13 protein-coding genes are annotated in these 15,998 nt (G+C 34.1%); 11 read left to right on the top strand and 2 right to left on the bottom strand.

Going from position 1 to position 15,998, the window contains the following annotated elements:
* Positions 1-154: 154 nt before the first annotated feature.
* The 9 genes from trxB to DFQ06_RS07030 all read left to right on the top strand — a co-directional run bounded on the left by trxB (position 155) and on the right by DFQ06_RS07030 (position 8,079).
* On the top strand, positions 155-1,135 hold the full coding sequence (gene trxB / locus DFQ06_RS07070; protein ID WP_074939123.1) for a thioredoxin-disulfide reductase: 981 nt from the start codon (positions 155-157) through the stop codon (positions 1,133-1,135).
* A gap of 255 nt (positions 1,136-1,390) precedes the next feature.
* The gene (locus DFQ06_RS07065; RefSeq protein ID WP_133966844.1) at positions 1,391-2,485 is read left to right on the top strand and encodes a sensor histidine kinase; all 1,095 of its coding nucleotides are present in this window, start codon (positions 1,391-1,393) and stop codon (positions 2,483-2,485) included.
* A 3-nt stretch (positions 2,486-2,488) separates the two neighbouring features.
* Positions 2,489-3,817, top strand: coding sequence for a sigma-54-dependent transcriptional regulator (locus DFQ06_RS07060; protein WP_133966842.1), 1,329 nt, complete (start codon positions 2,489-2,491; stop codon positions 3,815-3,817).
* Positions 3,818-3,885: 68 nt separating this feature from the next.
* Positions 3,886-4,188, top strand: a complete 303-nt coding sequence (locus DFQ06_RS07055) for a hypothetical protein (protein WP_074939133.1) — start codon at positions 3,886-3,888, stop codon at positions 4,186-4,188.
* Between the two features lie 80 nt (positions 4,189-4,268).
* Positions 4,269-4,631 (top strand): hypothetical protein, encoded by a 363-nt coding sequence (locus DFQ06_RS07050; RefSeq protein ID WP_074939135.1) that lies wholly within the window; start codon positions 4,269-4,271, stop codon positions 4,629-4,631.
* A 28-nt stretch (positions 4,632-4,659) separates the two neighbouring features.
* Entirely contained in the window at positions 4,660-5,961 is a 1,302-nt protein-coding gene (locus DFQ06_RS07045) for a Glu/Leu/Phe/Val family dehydrogenase (RefSeq protein ID WP_133966840.1), read from the top strand.
* 25 nt (positions 5,962-5,986) lie between these two features.
* Positions 5,987-6,406 (top strand): GreA/GreB family elongation factor, encoded by a 420-nt coding sequence (locus DFQ06_RS07040; protein ID WP_133966838.1) that lies wholly within the window; start codon positions 5,987-5,989, stop codon positions 6,404-6,406.
* Positions 6,407-6,419: 13 nt separating this feature from the next.
* Positions 6,420-6,824 carry a hypothetical protein gene (locus DFQ06_RS07035; RefSeq protein WP_042497459.1) on the top strand — a complete coding sequence of 135 codons (405 nt, stop codon included), beginning with the start codon at positions 6,420-6,422 and terminating at the stop codon, positions 6,822-6,824.
* A 430-nt stretch (positions 6,825-7,254) separates the two neighbouring features.
* Positions 7,255-8,079, top strand: coding sequence for a universal stress protein (locus tag DFQ06_RS07030; RefSeq protein WP_133966836.1), 825 nt, complete (start codon positions 7,255-7,257; stop codon positions 8,077-8,079).
* A gap of 78 nt (positions 8,080-8,157) precedes the next feature.
* Here DFQ06_RS07030 and DFQ06_RS07025 read toward each other — a convergent pair whose 3' ends face one another.
* Positions 8,158-8,619 carry an Lrp/AsnC family transcriptional regulator gene (locus DFQ06_RS07025; RefSeq protein WP_042497467.1) on the bottom strand — a complete coding sequence of 154 codons (462 nt, stop codon included), beginning with the start codon at positions 8,617-8,619 and terminating at the stop codon, positions 8,158-8,160.
* A 168-nt stretch (positions 8,620-8,787) separates the two neighbouring features.
* Between DFQ06_RS07025 and DFQ06_RS07020 the strand changes: the two genes are divergently transcribed.
* Positions 8,788-9,747: an NAD-dependent epimerase/dehydratase family protein gene (locus tag DFQ06_RS07020; protein ID WP_133966834.1), complete on the top strand. Its 960-nt coding sequence runs from the start codon at positions 8,788-8,790 to the stop codon at positions 9,745-9,747.
* A gap of 10 nt (positions 9,748-9,757) precedes the next feature.
* Positions 9,758-10,954 (top strand): glycine C-acetyltransferase, encoded by a 1,197-nt coding sequence (gene kbl, locus DFQ06_RS07015; protein WP_133966832.1) that lies wholly within the window; start codon positions 9,758-9,760, stop codon positions 10,952-10,954.
* 47 nt (positions 10,955-11,001) lie between these two features.
* On the opposite strand, the gene DFQ06_RS07010 is transcribed toward kbl, so the two are convergent.
* Positions 11,002-15,894 (bottom strand): T9SS type B sorting domain-containing protein, encoded by a 4,893-nt coding sequence (locus DFQ06_RS07010; RefSeq protein ID WP_133966830.1) that lies wholly within the window; start codon positions 15,892-15,894, stop codon positions 11,002-11,004.
* Positions 15,895-15,998 lie beyond the last annotated feature (104 nt).

Here is a 15,998-nt window from a genome sequence, read left to right as displayed (position 1 = left end):
TTTTTATAAATAACAATGAAAGCCGGTTTATAGCGACTAACTATTGAACTATAAAAACTGTTGATAACTTCTATGTAAGGATTCAATCAAAAATTCTACTTTTGTTATACCAATTTCATAGTTAAATTGGTCTTAATAAAATTTAATAGCAATTATGTCTGATACAATTGAAAAGTTAAAATGCTTAATTATAGGGTCAGGACCTGCAGGTTATACAGCAGCAATTTATGCGGCTAGAGCCAACATGAATCCGGTGTTATATCAAGGAATACAGCCAGGCGGACAATTAACTACAACCAATGAAGTAGAGAATTTTCCAGGTTATCCAGAAGGTGTTACAGGACCTCAAATGATGATGGAATTACAAAAGCAAGCAGAACGTTTTGAAACTGATGTACGCGACGGTTGGATTACTAAAGTTGATTTCTCTGGTGATGTACATAAAGTTTGGGTAAATGATACTAAAGAAATTCACTGTGATACTGTAATTATTTCAACAGGAGCTTCTGCTAAATATCTAGGTATAGAATCTGAACAAAAATATTTAAAACTAGGTGGTGGTGTTTCTGCTTGTGCAGTTTGCGACGGCTTTTTCTATAGAAACCATGAGGTTGTTATTGTAGGAGCAGGAGATTCTGCTTGTGAAGAAGCTCACTATTTATCTAAACTTTGTAAAAAAGTTACCATGTTAGTGCGTAGAGACGAATTTAGAGCGTCTAAAATAATGGCTACTCGTGTTAAAAACACAGAAAATATTGAAATTTTATTCAATACGGAAACAGAAGAAGTTTTAGGTGACGGTCAAGTTGTTACAGGAGTAAGAGTATCAAATAATAAAACGAAAGAAACTCAAGATATTCCTGCTACAGGATTTTTTGTAGCTATTGGGCATAAACCAAATACAGATATCTTTAAAGGCTTTATTGATATGGACGAAACAGGATACATTAAAAATGTACCAGGTCGTGCTTTAACAAATGTTGAAGGCGTATTTGTTTGTGGAGATGCTGCAGATCACGTATACCGCCAAGCTGTTACAGCTGCAGGTACGGGATGTATGGCTGCTTTAGATGCAGAGCGTTATTTAGCTGCTAAAGACTCTTCTTTTGAGGTAAGCACTTCAAACTATAACTAAGAGTATTATAAAATATTTTTTAATATGAAGAAAAGACTGCTTGAAAAAGCAGTCTTTTTTTTGTTTAAAAGTGTGGCTAAGGTTTTGTTTTTTAGTTGAAAATTCATTTTAATAATTTTGATTAAAGTGAAATAATTAAAGCAAATTTCAGGTCGATATTATTTTACAATAGGTTTTAAATTTCGTATTTTAATAGATTAAAATAAAGTTTGTAAATAAGAAGAATTACAAAGGTTTTCTAAAGAAAAAGTAGCGATGAGCAAAGTAACCGATAAGGCATTAAAAGAACGTATTAAAGAGCTTACCTGCCTTTACGAGGTGTCGTCGAGCATTAGTAATGCCGATCCCGAACATATTGAAGCCACTTTAGAGGCTATTGCTAAAAGCCTGCAAAAAGCATTTTTATATCCTAAAAAAATAGGCATTCGTATTCTAGTGAATCGTTTAGAGATACATACCGGAACAGACCCTGAAGATGTGGTTTCAATTCAATCTGAAATCAAAATTTTTAATGTGGTTAAAGGTCATATTGTTTGTAGTTTAAATGCAGATTCTTTTAAGGTGGACGATTTTTTAAATGAAGAACAACTCTTGTTAGATAATGTCGCTTTAAAAGTTGGCGATTTGTTGGAGCGTATTGAAATTCAAAACAGTGAAGCCGCTTTAAAAAAACGTATGGAACATGCGGATCGATTAGGAATTCTTGGTGAAATAACAGCAGGGATTGCTCACGAACTCAATACACCATTAGCCAATATTTTAGGCTTTGCCGAATTACTGAAATCTGATTTTGAAGATGATAAAAAGATATCGGGCGATTTAAATAAAATTATTGATAATGCCATTTTTTCTAGAGAGGTTTTAAAGAAATTAATGTTTTTTGCTTGCGAAATGCCTCAAGAAATGAAACGTGTTAATCTCGTGCCTATTATTAAAAGTGCTATCGATTTACTCGATGCTTCTTTTAGAAAAGAACAGGTTAAATATGTTGTGAAGATTGAAGATGAAACGCTGTGGTTAAAAGCAGATCCTATTCAACTGACTCAAATAATATTCAATTTATTGATGAATGCTATTTACTTCTCTCCAAAAGATGGATTGGTAACCATGGAAGCTCTACAAACAGAAACCGATATTATTCTAAAAATTCTAGATGAAGGTTCTGGCTTTACATCCGAAGCATTAGAAAAAGTATTTCAACCATTTTTTACCACAAAACCTATGGAAGATGGTTCTGGTCTAGGGTTAAGCGTGGTGCATGGTATTGTGGCATCTCACAAAGGCATCATAAAAGCAGAAAATAGAACACGTAAAGGTGCTATATTTACAATTACTTTACCAAAAAATTAAGGCATGCTATTACGTAAAGAAAACATATTAATTGTTGACGATGATGTTGATATTCTAGAGCTCTTGCAAAGGCATTTGCAGTCATGGAATTATCATACCTACAAAGCGGTTTCTGTAAAAGAAGCGGTTACTATTTTGCGCGATACTAAAATAGATTTACTAATTACAGATTTAAAAATGCCTGAAATTGATGGGGCAGAACTCATCAAATTTGTTTCCGAGCATTATCCTAAATTGCCAAAATTAGTCGTTACAGGTTATCCTTCGGTTCAAGATTCGCTGTCGTTTATAAAATCACGTGTGGTCGATTATTTAACGAAACCATTCACGAGAGAGGAACTTCAAAATGCGGTGAATAAATCGTTGGCGATTTCTAATGAAAACAATCAAAAAGCGATTAAACCTTCCGAAGAAAAAAATAAAGCTTACGGCGATATTATTGGAGAATCTGAAAAAATACAGAGTGTTATTCAAATTATCGAACGGATAAAAGATAACAAAGCCACTGTATTTATTAACGGAGAAAGTGGTACAGGAAAAGAACTTGTAGCACGTGCGATACATTACCAAGGTAAATTTGCTAGAGCGCCATTTATTGTGGTTAACTGCGGTGCTATACCCGAAAATTTATTGGAAGCCGAATTGTTTGGTTACGTAAAGGGTGCTTTTACAGGTGCCGATACAAATAGAGATGGCTTTTTTCAGGCGGCAAATGGTGGTACTATTTTTTTAGATGAAATAGGTAATGCGCCTTTATCTGTGCAATTGCGTTTATTGCGTGTGTTGCAAGAAAAGGAAGTGATTAAAGTTGGTGCACAAAAGCCCGAAAAAATTGATATTCGAATTATAGCGGCAACCAATAGCGATTTGCGCGACATGATCCAGAAACAAACCTTTCGAGAAGATTTGTTTTACAGATTAACCGTTGTAGAAATACATGTAGCGCCACTCCGAGAACGCAAAGAGGATATTCCGGTTTTGGTGGATAAGTTCCTGTTTAAATATGGCGTAGAATATAAAGATCGATTTATAAAAATAACACCCGAAGCTTTGGCTATTTTAAACCGCTATAATTGGCCAGGGAATATTAGAGAGTTAGAAAACGTTGTGCAGCGCGCTGTAATTATGTGCGATAAAATTATAGATGTGGCGCATTTGCCAGAGCATTTAAAATACACTTTGGAGTTTAGTGATGCCAATTTTGAACCTCTAAAAGTTATTGAAAAAAAATATATAGAAAAAGTATTGCGTGCCACAGGTAATAATAAAACGAAGGCCGCAGAAATTCTTCAAATAGATAGAAAAACTATTCGCCAAAAACTATCAGAATAACGCCTTTTTACTGAGGCATTTTCTCCCAACTGGGTAATTTTGTACCAGTTTAAAATATAAGTCTTTTATTGAAATATCACCAAAACCCTTTATTCGTAAAGGGTTTTGGTGTTTCTACGTGTTACGTAATTCCAAATGGCACAAACGTTGCCTTTTATGGTTTAAGAATACTAAATGTAATAGAAATGAGTGTCAATCAATTTAATATCTGTCCGAGTTGTGTGCATTGTAAAACATGTGTATTAACGTCTCAAAAGGATAAAGTTTGGTCTTGTAGCGAGTACGAAGAAGAAGTCTTAGAACCGAGTTTTTCATTAGCAAATCGAATAGATAAAAATAGAAGTAAAAAATCTTTAATGACGCTGGCTTAAGTTGGTGTTGTTAGTAATTGATAAAAACAGAATATCCAAAAAAAGAATTTAAATAGTTTTAATTTTAAAAGTAAGTATCCATGAAAAAGTATGTATTAGCAAGTTTTATAGTTTTAGGAAGTTTAAGCATCAATGCTCAAGATGATGTAAATGCATCGGCAACTTTAAAAGTAGGCGATGTTATTGAAATCGGAAATCCTTCAACAAGTAAATACAAACACATTAAGTTTCCGCGTGCAAATTTCATCATTAAAAGAAATGGCGTTGCAGATTATAAAAGCGCTTTAGGCGAAGAAGTTGTTGTAACAGAAGTAGAAACGCTTAAAGAAGGTGATACTAGAATTAGCGTAAAGCGTAAGGATGGTCGACGTTTTTTTAATACAGTATCCAACGTTTCTATAAGTTTAGAAAAAGCTATAGAGGCTAACGAAATTAAAATATAGTACCTAATCTCATTAAAAATCGAAGGTAATGGTAGAAGTAGCAGAATTAAATAAGAAAGCACATAAGAAACCGTTAAAAGGCATGATGGAGAACGTCATGAATCAGTTTAATCATGCTGCTGATATAATTAATTTACATCCTAATATTCGTAAAATACTGAGCATAACCAATAACGAAATTATTGTGCATTTTCCGGTTAAGATGGATAATGGCGAAGTAGAAATATTTACTGGATATCGCGTACAGCATAATAATGCGTTAGGACCTTATAAAGGCGGTTTGCGTTATCATCCAACAGTTGATATTGATGCCGCAAGAGCATTGGCGATGTGGATGACGTGGAAAACCTCTTTGGCTGGTTTGCCTTATGGTGGAGGTAAAGGAGGTATTCAAATAGATCCTTCTAAATATTCTACCTCAGAATTAGAACGTATTACAAGACGTTTCACCTTTGCTTTAGCCGATAATATTGGGCCAGAACACGATATTCCTGCCCCAGATGTGAACACGAATAGCCAGACGATGGCATGGATTTCAGATACGTACATGAGTACGCGTCCGCCAGCAGAACGTTCGGCTAATTTACACGTAGTAACAGGTAAGCCCGCAGGAAGCGGTGGCTTGGAAGGCAGAGATCGCGCAACGGGTTACGGTGTGTTTTTAACCATTAAGTTTTGGGCCGATAAAAATAAAATCAACCTAGAAAATAAAAAGTTTATAGTACAGGGTTTTGGTAATGTTGGGTACTGGGCATCTTATTTTTTAGAAAAAGAAGGCGCTGTGCTTGTTGCTGTGCAAGATGCGTTTGGTAGCATTGAAAACCAAAAAGGGATTGACGTTGAAAGCCTGTTTAATTATACAAAATCTAACGCAGGGAGCATTGTTGGTTTCCCAATAGCTAATGATACTTCGAATGATACGTTTTTTGGAATAGATTGCGATATTTTAATTCCTGCGGCATTGGGTAATCAAATTACAAAAGATAATGCGCACGATATTAAAGCGACCCTTATTGCCGAAGGTGCAAACGGACCAATAAATGTAGAAGGTGAACAAATTTTAGTTGAAAATGGCGTAACCATAATACCCGATATTTTATGTAATTCGGGTGGTGTTATTGGAAGTTATTTTGAATGGTTACAAAACCGAAACGGCGAGCTTTGGCAGTTAGAAGAGGTGGTTGCAAAACTTGATAAAAAATTAAAAGAATCGTTTAATAAAGTTTATGAATATTCTATAAAAGAATCTATGGATATGCGCACAGCCGCCTACTGTATTGCCATAGAACGCATTGAGAAAGCTTATGTGTTAAGAGGGATATTTCCATAAATAGAATTGATAAAACAGAATAAAAATGAAATACGGAAGCCTAATATTAGAGAAAAGAGAATACGTGTATTTAAAACGTATACTTAATGTGTCTAGTTATGCCGGAGATTTTGAAATTCAAAAGTCTTTGCAAAAACTAAGTGAAGAGTTAAAGGAAGCTCAAATAGTGGATAATGAAAAAATGCCAAGCGACATTATTCGCTTTAATAGTAAGGCGACTTTAATTTTTGAGAATGGCATAGAAAAAACATTGCAATTGGTGATTCCAACCGAAAGGGATGTAAACAAGAATAAAGTTTCAATTTTAGCGCCTATGGGTGCAGCGTTAATTGGGTATGCTGAAGGCGATACTATTATTTGGGATTTTCCGGGAGGAAGGCATCATTTAAAAATAGCCCATGTAAATCAGGAAGAAACCGTTAAAGGTTTAAATCTAGTAATTTAAAAAATCTTTAAAAATGAAAACAGAATATTTAGAAATTTACGACCATGATTCTGATGTTGATATTACACATAAAATCAACACCACAGAACTCGATAATTGGATAAGCCATATTAAATACATTCAAAAAGAATTGGATAATTTAACTAGTATATATAGTGCAATAAGCCAAACCGTAGAAGAGGATGGAGTTTTAAATAAGCTTTCTAAAAAGCAAGCAGAAAACCAAATCTTGCTAAATGCACTTAATAAGTATGTACTATTACGCTCTAATTTAATTGAGTGTGATGATATGCAATGCGATATGGTGTACATAACAGAACACGAAAGTTATAGAAGAACTTACCTCTACCATATTGATAAATATCGAAGATTGAAAGATGAGGTATATAGTGTAATACAAGCCAAACTAACTTTGTAAACGGGTAATAGTACTTAATTTATATAATTTTTTGGACCATATTTTATTACATAGAATAGATAATCAAAGGCGACTTTGCATTCAAAAAGATTTAAAAGAATTAAATCTTTGGCTCTATACACTCGAGCAGTTTAATAACAAATTAGATTGCTTTAGTGTTTTAGAAAAACGGCTTATTAAAAGTCCATCGGTTGAAAATCTGATTAAAGCACTCCGACGAAAAAATGTTTTGGTTATGGCCACTTTTTGCAAGTATAGCCAAGATTTAAAAATTGAATTTGAATACGGTAAAACAGAGTACAATGAAGTAAGATCAAAATTGCACGAAAAAAAGCGAGAACAATACAAACTCCTTTTACAGGAATGTACAGCTTTTGAAACGCATATTTATAAATTGTTAATGCGATATAAACTTAAATAATTAGAAAACATGAAAAAGATTTTAATTCCCACAGATTTCTCTACAAATAGCTATAAAGCTATAGATTACATTACAGAGCTCTTTAAAAATGAAGCCTGTGCGTTTTACTTTCTTAATGTTTATAATTACGGAACAGGTGGTTTAAGCGCTATTGAAATGTTGCAGGCCGATGATGAATGGTTTGAAAAACCTAAAGAAGAATCTTTACTACACTTGGGAGATTTACTCGATGAGTACGCTGTAAATAAAAATAATGAAAAGCACGAGTATCATGTTATTTCCGAAGGTTTAAGTCTGGTAAAGGCTATGGAAAAACATATAGAAAGTATCGATGTCGATTTAATTGTGCTAAAAGGCAATGCTAAAATTAGTAAAAACATAGAATCTATTGTTGGTAAAATTAGAACCTGCCCCGTTTTAATTGTTCCACCGTATGCTTCCATGAACAAAAAAATAAATTTAGCTATAGCGTCATATTTTACTGAAGAAGTAAGAACTAATGAAATTGATAGCTTTTTAGAAATCTTTAAAAACACCAATTTCATCATTACTGTCTTAGCTCTCACAAACGAGAAAGACATGCCAGATGAAACTAGTAGACATATTAAATTACTATGTAATCATTTAGAAAATCAAACGGATAAAACTGTGGCCTTAGAGTTTACAGCAAAATCTGATAATTTAAAAACTTATGCTATTTCTCATTTAAGTAGCATTATGTGTGTGGTAGACAAGAAACCAGATCTACTTCGAAAAATTGGGTTGTGTAAATCTAGAGTTATTTCAACTTTAGAGAAACTTCATAACAACCCAGTTTTGACTATACATCAGTAGTTTGAAGTTAATTTTTTAGTTAAGTTGTTGGTAGAGCCTTTGAGATAATCAGAGGCTTTATCTTTTTCTGAAATTAGTTTAAATGTAAAACTCTGTAGTAGAGTGTATTTCTTTTAAAACAAAATAACTTTCTAGTACGCCAATGTTTTCAATTTTAGAAAGTTTAAGCCGAACAAATTCATGATAATCAGTAAGACTTTCAAGATTTATCTTCAGGAAAAAATCAACCTTTCCAGCCATATGGTAACACTCTTGTACTTCTTTTAGAGCTTTAATTTGGCTTTCAAACTTTTCTATAAAACCTTCGTTGTGGTAACGAAGAGAAACCATACACACCGCTGTTACAGCTTTGTTTAAATGTGTTTTGTTAAGTAAGGCAACGTACTTTTTTATGTAGCCTTTGTTTTCTAAACGTCTAATACGCTCGTAAACTGGTGAGGCTGTTAAATTGAGTATTTTGGCAATTTCTTTAGTTGTTTTTTTAGAATCTTTTTGTAAAATTCTTAAAATATGAAGGTCTACGTCGTCTAATTTTTCCATTTGTGCAGATAATTTTACTGTTTAAAAAGATTAAAAGGAGTTGATTTAGTTAATAATATGGTGTTGTTTTTTTTTAAAAGATAAAAATACTTATTTATTGCTTATGTAGAGATTAATTAATGGGTTAATTGTTGTTTTTAGTAATTTTGTTCTGTAATACATTGAGTTATGAAACACGAAAGGATTTTAATTACTGGAGCAGGTGGCCAACTTGGTACCGTATTAACAGTTGAATTACAGAAAAAATATGGAGCGGATAATGTTATCGCTTCAGATTTAAAATTAAACCCAGATTTTATGGGACATTTTGAGGTTTTGGATGCTACCGATTTCGAAGCGCTCAAAAGTGTAGTCTTAAAATATAAGATCACTCAAATATTTCATTTAGTGGCTATTTTATCTGCTAATGGTGAGAAGTTCCCTTTAAATACTTGGGATATTAACATGAAATCTTTATTTAATGTTTTAGAAGTTTCAAGGTTACACGGTATTAATAAAGTGTTTTACCCAAGTTCCATAGCTGTTTTTGGCGAAGATGTAGAAAAAGATAACACACCTCAAAATCCTAATTTAACGCCTTCAACTGTTTATGGTATGAGTAAAGTAGCTGGTGAAAACTGGGCGAATTATTATCATAAAAGATATGGTTTAGATGTCCGTTCTTTAAGGTATCCAGGAGTTATTGGATATCAATCTATGCCAGGCGGAGGTACAACAGATTATGCTGTAGATATTTATCATAAGGCTGTTAAAAATGAATCTTTCGAGTGTTTTTTAGAAGCTTCAACTCATTTACCAATGATTTTTATAGACGATGCCATTAGAGCAACTATAGAGTTAATGGATGCGCCTGCCGAAGAAATTTCAGTGAGAACATCTTATAACTTATCAGGAATGAGTTTTGCGCCACAAGAGGTGTTCGGTGTTATTAAAAAAACAATTCCTAATTTTGAAATAACTTATAAACCCGATTTCAGACAAGGTATTGCAGACTCATGGCCTAATAGTATCGATGATACTCAGGCCAAAAAAGATTGGGGTTGGCAACCAAAATACAACTTGGAAAACATGACGGAAGTTATGATTGAAAAGTTGAGAATATATTATAATAATAAATTAATAGCATAAAAATAAAGCGATGTACGGAGGCATAAAAGACAAATTACAAGAAGAGTTACAAGCCATTAAAAATGAAGGTTTGTACAAAGAAGAGCGCATTATTACAAGTTCTCAAGATGCCGTTATTAAAGTATCAACAGGCGATGAGGTTATTAATTTTTGTGCGAATAATTATTTAGGATTATCAAACAATAAAGACGTGATTCAGGCAGCTAAAGATACTTTGGATACGCACGGATTTGGTATGTCTTCAGTGCGTTTTATATGTGGAACTCAAGATATTCATAAAGAATTAGAAGCTAAAATAGCCGAGTTTTTTCATTGTGAAGATACTATTCTATATGCTGCTGCTTTTGATGCCAATGGAGGGGTTTTCGAACCACTTCTAAATCATGAAGATGCTATTATTTCCGATTCATTAAATCATGCTTCTATTATCGATGGTGTACGTTTATGTAAGGCTGCAAGATATCGTTATGCTAATAATGACATGACGGATTTAGAAGCTAAACTTATTGAAGCTAATAAACAAAATCATCGTTTTAAAATTATTGTAACCGATGGTGTATTTTCTATGGATGGCGTAGTTGCAGAATTGGATAAAATTTGTGATTTAGCCGATAAGTATGATGCTTTAGTTATGGTTGATGAATGCCATGCCTCTGGTTTTATTGGTAAAACGGGTCGTGGTACTATTGAGCTTAAAAATGTATTAGGCCGTGTAGATATTATCACAGGTACGCTTGGTAAAGCTTTAGGTGGCGCGATGGGTGGTTTTACAACGGGTAAAAAAGAAATTATCGATATGTTACGCCAACGTTCGCGTCCGTATTTGTTTTCAAACTCTTTAGCTCCAGCTATAGTTGGTGCTTCTTTAAAAGTGTTTGAAATGTTAGAAAAAGATACTTCGCTTCGAGATAAGTTAGAAGAAAATACAAAATATTTTAGGAGTAAAATGGAAGCTGCTGGTTTCGATTTAGTAGGGGCAGATGCAGCAATTGTGCCAGTTATGCTTTATGATGCTAAGCTTTCTCAAGATATGGCAAATCAACTTTTAGATGAAGGGATTTACGTTATTGGTTTCTTCTACCCTGTAGTACCAAAAGATAAAGCTAGAATTAGAGTACAACTATCTGCTGCGCATACTAAAGCGCACATTGATAAAGCCGTTAATGCTTTTATTAAAGTGGGTAAAAACCTAAAGGTTATTAGTTAAAAAGAAAACTTTAAAGAGTTAAATATTTAAGTTGAAATGCCTTCGTTTTAACGCTTCAAAGCGAAGTGTCCTCTTAAATCGAAGGCATTTCCATCTTGAATAATTTGTGCTAAATACCAATAATCATCAGCAGGAAGATGTTGTCCGTTAAAGGTGCCATCCCAACCATCTGATTCATGAGTAAGTGTTTTTAATAGTTTTCCATATCTATTATAAATATATACTACTGTTCCTGGTAATTGAGCAGCGCCAACAACATGCCAAGTGTCGTTAAACAAGTCGTTGTTAGGTGTGAAGTACTTAGGGATATCAAATATAAACACAGGGCGGGTTTCGTCCATACAGCCATTTAAATCTCTAACAGTAACCAAATGTTCCCCATAAGGAACATTTGTGAAAATATTAGAAGTTTGTGGTTCTCCATCATCTAAGATATAAACATAATCTCCTGTTCCGCCAGAGCGAATATTTACGATAATACTATTTGGATCGGTAAAGTTTGTTGTTGGAGGTGCAATGTCTATTATTGCAGCATCAGATAGAACAACCTCAAAATTGGCCGAACTCGAACAAGAATTTGCGGAAGCGTAATCTCTAGTTACGGTAACACTATAATTTCCTGGGTTTTCTGGTTGAATTGTAATTTCTGGAGTTGTTGCTCCTGTAGACCATAAATACGTATCCCCAGCTACACCTGTTTCTGCGCTAACAGTAATAGGCATGCCATTACAAATCGGGATTATTTCTTCTAAATCAATAATTGGTAAAGCGTTTATGTAGGTGTTAAATTGTGTAATATCGTAACATGTGGTGGCTGTAGACTCTAATCTAGCGTAAATAGTTTCGCCGTTTTCAGCAACGTATAAATTACTTAAAGGATTTATTTTTTCATCCGCATCGGTAACGTTATTGTAATAAGTAATACTGTGTGTATTTGGATTTAAACCTCCAAGAATAATGGTGTTGGCATTGGTTAAATCGAACTCTAACAAGCCATCGTCGTCGTCGTCACATTCTGTTAAATCTGCAGGAGTACTAGAAGCACGCGGGTTAATGTAAACTCTTAAGTTAAACGAAGTCACAATGTGGCAGGTATTATCAATATTTGTTACTCTAGCATAAAAGGTTTGATTTAGATTGGTGTAATTGTACATTGGGTCTAACGGATCCGTGTTGTTCTCGGCTTGCATTTCTGTTTCATGGTAAGAAATGGTTACAGCACTAGTATCATCAACTAATCGAAGGTCTACTTGAGATAAATCGTAAGTATCAGTATCATTATCACAAATGGCGATAGTACCAACCGTTAAGGTTTCTGGTGGTAAGTTAACCTCTAATTCTTGTGGTATAACACTAAAACACCCTGTTAGTGTATTGGTTACTTTTATATATACTGTTTGCGCTGGAGAATTGAAAGCGGTTGGGGTTGTAATTTCATTGGTATTATCGAAACCATCATCACTAATATCATCTAGATTTTCAAAGTAATTGATAGCTATGTTAGATTGAATTCTATCATATATATCAAACTGCGCATCCTCGAGGTTGAAATTTGTAATACCATCATAATCGGCATCACAACTAATTAATGGACCTGTAACTTGCGATATGTCTGGTGCCGAAATAATGTTTAAACTTAAGGTTTCAACTACATAGCATAAAGAATCATCACTTTCAATACGAACAAATAAAGTTTGTGGGTTTACAATATTGGTATAATTAGAATCTGTAATAGGGTTTGTGTTGTCTTGCGCATCTAATTGCGTTGTATGATAAGAAATATTTAAATCATCGGGAGATCCGTTTGTGATTTCTTGTGTTTTTGTATCTAAGTCAAAAACAGCTATTTCATCATTACTAATATCATCACAAATTAAATATTGTGCGGGCGTATTGTAAATAGGGTCTGGAGCTACTTGTATAGTAAACGAGGTTTCAGCAAAACAGTTAGCGTCCGTAATGTTTTCAACACGTACATATATGGTTTGGCTGGGTGTTGTGTTGTTGTAAATATTGGTTTTGTCGATTGGCATTGTAAGTGCTACATCTTCAAAATAGTAAACCTCTTTACCTGTTTGGCCATTTAAAATTTCAGTATCTTTTTCCGATAATAAAAAATCGGCTGTTCTATCTCCATCAACTTCGCATATTTGGTAGTTGGTAATAGTAGGTGGGGTTGGCAGCGTATTTACAATAATTTGTTGTTCTACTATATTATAGCACCCCGAAGTGTTAGCGCTACTTTCTACTCTTACATATACGGTTTGCGTGTTTGCATTGTAAGCGGTGGGTGTGTCTATTGAGTTTATAAAGTTATTAGCATCGTCAACATTGGTGTAATAACTGAATACATTAACGGAAGGATCTGCTACAATTTCGGAATTTTTATCTTCTAAATTAATAATAGAGAATCCATCGTCATCATTATCACAGACCACAAAATCTGAAGGAGTTGTAGCGGCAGGAGCTAAAAGAATTTCAATTTCAAAAGGATTAATAGTTGCGCAACCTGTTGCAACATGTTGTATACGCGCATAAATAGTTTCTAAGCTATTGGTGTTAGTATAGAAAGGCGGTAACTGATTGGTGTTATTTTCTGCATCGGTAAGTTCTCCGAAATAAGTAACTTCAAAATCGGGATTACCGTTTAATACTGTACTGTCTAATGAGTGTAAATCAATGCTAACAAAACCATCATCATCAGAATCACAATAGGGAAGTGGTACGGCAGGGTTAAATAATAATACCGGATTAATGACAAGTGTAATATCTGATAATTCTGAACATCCGCTATCTGTATCTTCTATCCTAATAAATAACGTTGTTGGGTTTTCTGCTGTATATAAAACAGATTTATCTAGCCTGTTTATGTTTGCATCTCGGTCTGATTCATCTTCGAAAAAATTTACACTAATCGGGTTTGGTAACTCGTTAGCAATAAAAGTTTCAACAGAGTTTAAATTAAATTGAAGTAAATCGTCTGGATCTTCATTGGTGTCACAAAGAGCAAAAAAGCCAGTGTCTGTACCTGTTAAAAGCAAGTTCGTGTGAACTTCTAAAGGCACAATGGTAGGGCAACCAGTAGAATCGTCTACAATACGTACATAAAGAATACGGAATCCAGGTTCTCCTGCAGCATTTGTGTATTGGTAATTGGTTTCGTTTGCAATAGGGTTGCTGCCTGTTTGTGCATCGTCTATACTTTCATGGAAAGTTGCTGTAACACCTGTTAAGCCTTGTATAATATCGTCTATTGCTTCTGTTAAATCGAAATTAGCTGATCCATCTTGATCACTATCACAGGCATCCAAATATTGAGTGTCTCGATTTACAATTGGGCTAATTGTTATTTCAATATCAAGTTGCGTTTGGCTTATACAACCTGTAGCAGGGTTGAGGACTCTAACATAAACACGCTCGTTTGGTGTATTCAAGTTCTGGTATGGAGTTGGTATTGGGTTAGCTCCAGTATCAGCATCCGCTTGGCTATAGTGATAAGTTACTATAAGCATGCTGTCTCCTGCACTAATTTCGGAGTCTTTTTGAGTTAAATCTATTATGGCATAACCATCAGGTAAATTATCAGTATCACAAATTTCTAGTACCGTAGGTGTGTTTATAACAGGTAACGGATTAACAATTAAGTCGAAATTAGTATAGGCGAAACAACCAGAATCTGAATCTTCAATACGAACAAAAATGTTTTGAGGATTAGATGCTGCATTTGGTATTGGGGTTAATATTCGGTTTACGTTTGTACGTGCTTCTGTTTCATTGTAGTGATACGAAAAGGTGTAGTTTGTAAACGGAATATTAGCAATTAACTCGGCGGTTTTTGTGGATAAATCGAAAATTTCAATTTCATCACCACTGGTGTCATCACATAATTGATAATCTGTAATTGGTGTAATTTGTTCTTCGGTATTTAATACCACAACAATTTCATCTTCTTCTATACAAGTATTTCCATTTAAAGAAACGCTTACTTCAATTCTATAGGTTCCACTTTCAATGGCTGTGTATGTTGGAGTAATAGCTCCTGTAATTTCAACGTTATCTTTAAACCATTTGTAAGAAGCAAAGCTGTTATTGATATCTCCATCTAACAGTGCAGAACTTTCACAACTTGTAATATCTTCACCTAAATCTAATATTTTAAAACTATCACCTTCTATAAAAACAGCAGAATCGTAAGTGCCATCGGTTTGATCTGCAATAATTAGCTTTACGTGATAAGATACATAAGGCGTAATAGTTGTAGCAGCTGTTAAAACAGTTGTTCTACCAATGTAGTTGGTGTCTCCAATATTATAGCCTGCAAAATATTGCTCGTTTTCTGCAGCACATGCGGGTAATAAGTTAGGGTGAACTGTTCTAGTATTTACCGGTGTTGTTGTGCCTGGGAGAAGAGCTATGTTTTGATAAGGTGCAGTGCTTCCTGTTTCTTTTATAAGAAATACGAAACCATCGGAAACTTGACAAGGATTAATACCATCGTAATCTTCGGAAGCAAATAAATAATTAAATTGAAATTGTCCTGAAATTGAAACAATATCGAACTCTATTGAAGTTGCATTTAAGGTATTGGTTGTACCAAGAGCGGTTTCTAAATCGGGATCTGTTCCCCAAACGGAAGATCCTTCGCTTAATGTAGGTGTAATAAGAGAGTTTCCTCCAGAATTTGCAGCTCCTGTAGAAAGCATGATACCACTTGCAAAAGGAAAGTTAGAACTCGCACGTTCAAAATAACCAAAACTATTAAAACCGTGTGGTGTTCCATTTATGGCCGACTCAACATTAGAAATATCTACACAACCATCTACAAGGTTATCTTCAACTAAAGATTGTACAGGTACACTACTGTCTACCGATATTTTTTGTGCATTAGTAAATTGGCTACAACATAAGAGAGCAATTAAGAATGAATAGAAAAATCTCATGGTTCGTAGGCTATTATCAGTGTTTGAATTGTCGCTATTAATGTGCTAAAAGTATTTGTTTTTCAATTGAAATTTAAAAAATTAAGGTAAAATACCATTTAATA

This window comes from Algibacter lectus, assembly GCF_004368925.1.
Classification (GTDB): Bacteria; Bacteroidota; Bacteroidia; order Flavobacteriales; family Flavobacteriaceae; genus Algibacter; species Algibacter lectus.
Note: the sequence above shows the minus strand (reverse complement) of the source record. Positions and strands in the feature narration are given on the sequence as shown.